Annotated in this window: 5 protein-coding genes; all 5 read left to right on the plus strand. The window is 52.1% G+C overall.

Annotated features, from left to right (window positions below; genetic code table 11):
• Nucleotides 1–400 precede the first annotated feature (400 nt).
• The 5 genes from A918_RS0104480 to A918_RS0104500 all read left to right on the plus strand — a co-directional run bounded on the left by A918_RS0104480 (nucleotide 401) and on the right by A918_RS0104500 (nucleotide 5,486).
• Nucleotides 401–961, plus strand: a complete 561-nt coding sequence (locus tag A918_RS0104480) for a F0F1 ATP synthase subunit delta (protein ID WP_022709893.1) — start codon at nucleotides 401–403, stop codon at nucleotides 959–961.
• Nucleotides 961–2,490: a F0F1 ATP synthase subunit alpha gene (atpA, locus tag A918_RS0104485; RefSeq protein WP_022709894.1), complete on the plus strand. Its 1,530-nt coding sequence runs from the start codon at nucleotides 961–963 to the stop codon at nucleotides 2,488–2,490. The genes A918_RS0104480 and atpA overlap by 1 nt, the downstream gene beginning before the upstream one ends.
• Before the next feature lie 22 nt (nucleotides 2,491–2,512).
• A complete protein-coding gene (locus tag A918_RS0104490) occupies nucleotides 2,513–3,403 on the plus strand; it encodes a F0F1 ATP synthase subunit gamma (RefSeq protein WP_022709895.1) in 891 nt (296 codons plus the stop codon).
• 17 nt (nucleotides 3,404–3,420) lie between these two features.
• Nucleotides 3,421–4,902 carry a F0F1 ATP synthase subunit beta gene (atpD, locus tag A918_RS0104495; protein WP_022709896.1) on the plus strand — a complete coding sequence of 494 codons (1,482 nt, stop codon included), beginning with the start codon at nucleotides 3,421–3,423 and terminating at the stop codon, nucleotides 4,900–4,902.
• Nucleotides 4,903–5,078: 176 nt separating this feature from the next.
• A complete protein-coding gene (locus A918_RS0104500; protein ID WP_022709897.1) occupies nucleotides 5,079–5,486 on the plus strand; it encodes a F0F1 ATP synthase subunit epsilon in 408 nt (135 codons plus the stop codon).
• Nucleotides 5,487–5,523 lie beyond the last annotated feature (37 nt).

The raw sequence follows: 5,523 nt of genomic DNA on the forward strand, positions 1-5,523 counted from the left end.
TTAGCGAAATGCCTGTTTGGATAATCCGACATTTTCTTCGCGGTAAAATCATCCTGCATATTCATTTAAGTTATTGTTATATTTAAATAATTATAAACGGTGCTGATTTTCGCAGCCTGCAGTGCTTATGAACTTTAGCTCATGAAACTTGTCCGCGACATCAAAATAGCACTGTAAAGCGCATGAAACGGCGGGATTCGCGTGTTGCGAGTCCTGATTGTCTATGCTAGACGGCTTTCGAATTTCAATGCAGTCAGGCGGGTCGTCCGCAGGGCACAGATGGCGGTGCAAATCGGCACTTCATCGGGGGGTATTGAAAAACATCAATAAAATCGCTGTTTTTGTGCATGGATAAACTATGCGTTAAAAGCGGGATTTCAACCAAGAGAGATGGTTATTCGTGACAGGATCGTCTTCGCTCATTTCCGGTGTTGCTCAGCGCTATGCTGGATCCCTGTTTGATCTGGCGCTTGAGTCTAAATCCGTTGCTCAGGTGGAGAAAGATCTTGGCCGCATCGAGGCTATGATCGGTGAAAGCGAAGAACTTCGCCGCCTGATCCACAGCCCGGTCTTCTCTGCTGAAGATCAGCTCCATGCAATCGCCGCAGTTGCAGACAAAGCCGGTATCACCGGTCTGGTCGGCAATTTCCTGCGTGTTGTTGCTGGTAATCGCCGGCTTTTCGTATTGCCGGACATGATCAAAGCTTTTTATCTGATCGCCGCCGAAAGCCGCGGTGAAGTTGCAGCTGATGTGACTTCTGCCCGCGAATTGACGCAGGCGCAGCAAAATGAATTGAAGGCGACGCTGAAGAGTGTGGCCGGCAAGGACGTGACAATCAATGTCACTGTCGATCCGTCGATTCTTGGCGGTCTCATTGTGAAGCTGGGATCGCGTCAGATTGACACTTCCCTTCGCACTAAACTTTCTTCTCTTAAGCTTGCACTGAAAGAGGTCGGCTGATGGACATCCGCGCTGCGGAAATTTCCGCAATTCTGAAAGAGCAAATCAAGAATTTTGGCCAGGAGGCAGAAGTCTCCGAAGTTGGTCAGGTTCTTTCCGTTGGTGACGGTATCGCCCGTGTATACGGTCTGGACAATGTTCAGGCCGGTGAAATGGTCGAATTTCCGGGTGGCATCCGCGGTATGGCGCTCAACCTTGAAAGCGACAACGTTGGTGTTGTTATTTTCGGTTCTGACCGTGACATTAAAGAAGGCGATACCGTTAAACGTACCGGCGCCATCGTTGACGTTCCAGTCGGTCCTGGCCTGCTCGGCCGCGTTGTTGATGCTCTTGGTAACCCGATCGACGGCAAAGGCCCGATCGTTGCAACCGAGCGTCGCCGCGTAGACGTTAAAGCTCCTGGTATCATTCCGCGTAAATCGGTTCACGAACCGATGTCGACCGGTCTGAAAGCCATTGACGCTCTTATCCCTGTTGGTCGTGGTCAGCGCGAGCTGGTCATCGGTGACCGTCAGACCGGTAAGACCGCAATCATTCTCGACACCTTCCTGAATCAGAAGCCGATCCATGATAACGGCCCTGACAAAGACAAGCTGTTCTGCATCTACGTTGCGATCGGCCAGAAGCGCTCGACCGTTGCCCAGTTCGTTAAAGTGCTCGAAGAGCGCGGCGCACTGGAATATTCGGTTGTTATCGCTGCGACTGCTTCCGATGCTGCGCCTCTGCAGTATCTGGCGCCGTTCACAGGTTGTGCAATCGGTGAATATTTCCGCGATAACAGCCAGCACGCTCTGATCGGTTATGATGACCTTTCCAAGCAGGCTGTTGCTTATCGTCAGATGTCCCTGCTGCTGCGTCGTCCTCCGGGTCGTGAAGCTTACCCAGGTGACGTATTCTATCTTCACTCCCGCCTTCTCGAGCGTTCGGCTAAGCTGAATGACGAACTCGGTGCAGGTTCTCTGACCGCTCTGCCGGTTATTGAAACTCAGGGCGGTGACGTTTCCGCGTTTATTCCGACCAACGTGATTTCGATCACAGACGGTCAGATCTTCCTTGAAACCAACCTGTTCCACCAGGGTATCCGCCCTGCTGTTAACGTTGGTCTGTCGGTTTCCCGCGTGGGTTCTGCCGCTCAGATTAAAGCGATGAAACAGGTTGCCGGTTCGATTAAGGGTGAGCTCGCTCAGTATCGTGAAATGGCTGCGTTTGCGCAGTTCGGTTCCGATCTTGATGCTGCAACCCAGCGTCTTCTGAACCGCGGTGCGCGTCTGACTGAACTGCTCAAGCAGCCACAGTTCTCGCCGCTGAAAACCGAAGAACAGGTTGCTGTGATTTTCGCCGGTGTTAACGGCTATCTCGATAAGCTGGCTGTTAATCAGGTTGGCAAATTTGAAGCCGGTCTTCTGGCATCGCTGCGCAACGAGCACAAAGATGTGCTGGATGCGATCCGCGATCAGAAGGCAATCAGCGACGAAATCAAGGGCAAACTCAAGGCAGCTATCGACGCTTTCGCCAAGAACTTTGCTTGATTAACTCTGACGGGATGAACGGATGCCTTCACTAAAGGATCTGAGAAACCGTATCGCCTCGGTTAAGGCGACGCAGAAAATTACCAAGGCGATGCAAATGGTCGCCGCGGCTAAGCTGCGTCGTGCCCAGGAAGCAGCCGAAGCGGCACGGCCGTATTCTCAGCGGATGAGTGCAGTTCTGGCCAATATTGCCCAGAATGTAAGCGGTGATGATGCACCGAAACTGATGGCGGGTACCGGTAAAGACGATGTGCATTTGCTCATCGTCGCTACTGCGGAACGTGGTCTGTGCGGTGGTTTCAACTCGCAGATCGCACGTCTCGCCCGTGAACATGCCCGCCAGTTGCTGGCAAAGGGTAAGACAGTAAAAATCATTACTGTCGGCAAAAAAGGTGCGGACATTCTGCGTCGTGACTTTAGCGGTCAGATCATCGATCACGTTGATCTGCGCGAAGTTAAGCAGCTTGGTTTCGCCAATGCCGACCAGATCGGTCGCAAACTGATCGCGCTTTTCAACAAGGGCGAGTTTGATGTTGCGACACTGTTCTACTCGCAGTTCAAGTCGGTGATTAATCAGGTTCCGACTGCTCAGCAGCTTATTCCGGCATCTGCCAATGGCGGAGCTGGTGATGCTGGGGAAGCGGTTTCTACTGGTGGTGCGATCTATGAATATGAGCCGGATGCGGCTGCTATTCTTGACGATCTTCTGCCGCGCAACATCTCTGTCCAGATTTTCAGCGCTCTGCTTGAAAATGTGGCCGGTGAAATGGGCGCAAAAATGAGCGCGATGGATAACGCAACGCGTAATGCGGGCGATATGATCAACAAGCTGTCGATCACATATAACCGTCAGCGTCAGGCTCAGATCACCACAGAACTGATTGAAATTATTGCGGGCGCGGAAGCGCTCTAATCGGAAGGTAAGGATCGATGGCTAAAGCAGCGACACCGAAAACTACCAAGACCACGGCAAAGGCTAAGTCCGGCGAGGCTGCATCTGGTGCAGTCGGCCGTATCAAGCAGGTCATCGGCGCTGTCGTCGACGTCCAGTTTGATGATCATCTGCCTCTGATCCTGAACGCGCTGGAAACCGACAATCTCGGTAACCGTCTCGTTCTGGAAGTTGCTCAGCATCTTGGCGAAAATACAGTACGTACCATTGCTATGGACTCGACCGAAGGTCTGGTTCGCGGTCAGGAAGTACGTGATACCGGCGATGCGATCCGCGTTCCGGTAGGGCCTGAAACACTCGGCCGTATCATGAACGTGATCGGTGAACCAGTTGATGAAGCTGGTCCGATCGTGACTGCTGCGACCCGCGGTATTCACCAGCCAGCTCCTGAATATATCGAACAGTCACCTGAATCCGAGATTCTGGTAACCGGTATTAAGGTTGTGGATCTTCTCGCCCCTTACGCTAAAGGTGGTAAGATTGGTCTGTTCGGCGGTGCGGGCGTTGGTAAAACCGTTCTCATCATGGAACTCATCAACAACGTGGCTAAAGCCCACGGTGGTTACTCGGTATTCGCCGGTGTTGGTGAGCGTACCCGTGAAGGTAACGATCTCTATCACGAAATGATCGAATCCGGCGTTAACAAGCTGGGTGGCGGCGAAGGCTCGAAAGCAGCTCTCGTTTACGGTCAGATGAACGAGCCGCCAGGTGCGCGTGCCCGTGTTGCTCTCTCCGGTCTGACGATCGCTGAAAGCTTCCGTGATGATGGTCAGGACGTGTTGTTCTTCGTGGATAACATTTTCCGCTTCACACAGGCTGGTTCGGAAGTGTCCGCGCTTCTCGGCCGTATTCCTTCCGCTGTGGGCTATCAGCCTACGCTGGCAACGGATATGGGCGCGATGCAGGAACGCATCACCACCACAACCAAAGGCTCGATCACTTCGGTGCAGGCAATTTACGTTCCTGCCGATGACTTGACTGACCCTGCGCCTGCGACTTCCTTTGCGCACTTGGATGCGACTACGGTTCTTAACCGTTCGATCGCTGAAAAGGGTATTTATCCTGCGGTTGATCCGCTTGACTCAACATCCCGTATGCTTGACCCGATGATCGTTGGTGAAGAGCATTACGAGACTGCCCGTCAGGTTCAGTCAATTCTGCAGCGCTACAAGTCGCTTCAGGACATCATCGCCATCCTTGGTATGGACGAATTGTCTGAAGAAGATAAGCTGACAGTGACCCGTGCCCGTAAGATCGAGCGCTTCCTGTCCCAGCCGTTCTTCGTGGCTGAAATCTTCACCGGTTCGCCAGGTAAGCTGGTTGATCTTCAGGATACAATCAAAGGCTTTAAAGGCCTTTGCGCAGGGGATTACGATCACCTGCCTGAAGCAGCTTTCTACATGGTCGGTTCGATTGAAGAAGCGATTGAAAAAGCACAGAAGCTGGCACAGGCCGCTTAATGTGATTGGTCAGGCAGGCTTTGGTCTGCCTGACCGTTCTTACAACAGGCGTGTCTCTTCAGACCCTCTTGTAAAACAGTTAAAACTGACAGCGTTGTTTCGATACGCTGACCTATAGAATTCAACGCCGGAACACTGTTTCAGAGCAGCTTGTTCAGGAAATTTGAGTGAGAATCATGGCTGGAACCTTCAAATTCGAACTGGTATCACCGGAACGCCTGTTGCTCTCTGCTGAAGTGAGCGAAGTGGTCATTCCCGGTAGCGAAGGCTATCTGACAGTTCTGGCCGGTCATGCTCCTTTGATGACCACCATTATTCCCGGTAAAGTAACAGTCAAAACTGCTGACGGTAAGAGCGATGCTTATATCGTTTTCGGCGGCTTCACTGACATTACACCGGAAGGCTGCTCATTGCTGGCAGAATCCGCACTTCATATTGATGAAGTTAAGCGTGAAGATATTGCTGCCCGCATCGAACATGCACGTCAACTGATTGATGATGCTGCTTCACCGGAGCATCGCACAGCAGCAGAATTGTTCCTGCATCAACTGACAACTCTTGAAGGCGCTATTCTGCCTGCATAATGCAGGGCGTTTGCAGCCTTTTGATTATAAAAAAACC

Origin of the sequence: Pseudochrobactrum sp. AO18b, assembly GCF_000409565.1 — a bacterium.
GTDB lineage: Bacteria > Pseudomonadota > Alphaproteobacteria > Rhizobiales > Rhizobiaceae > Pseudochrobactrum > Pseudochrobactrum saccharolyticum.

Bases quoted from the DNA above. Each gene is read 5' to 3' on its own strand.
- atpA (WP_022709894.1), top strand. From the start codon at position 961: ATGGACATCCGCGCTGCGGAAATTTCCGCAATTCTGAAAGAGCAAATC.
- A918_RS0104490 (WP_022709895.1), top strand. From the start codon at position 2,513: ATGCCTTCACTAAAGGATCTGAGAAACCGTATCGCCTCGGTTAAGGCG.
- atpD (WP_022709896.1), top strand. From the start codon at position 3,421: ATGGCTAAAGCAGCGACACCGAAAACTACCAAGACCACGGCAAAGGCT.
- A918_RS0104500 (WP_022709897.1), top strand. From the start codon at position 5,079: ATGGCTGGAACCTTCAAATTCGAACTGGTATCACCGGAACGCCTGTTG.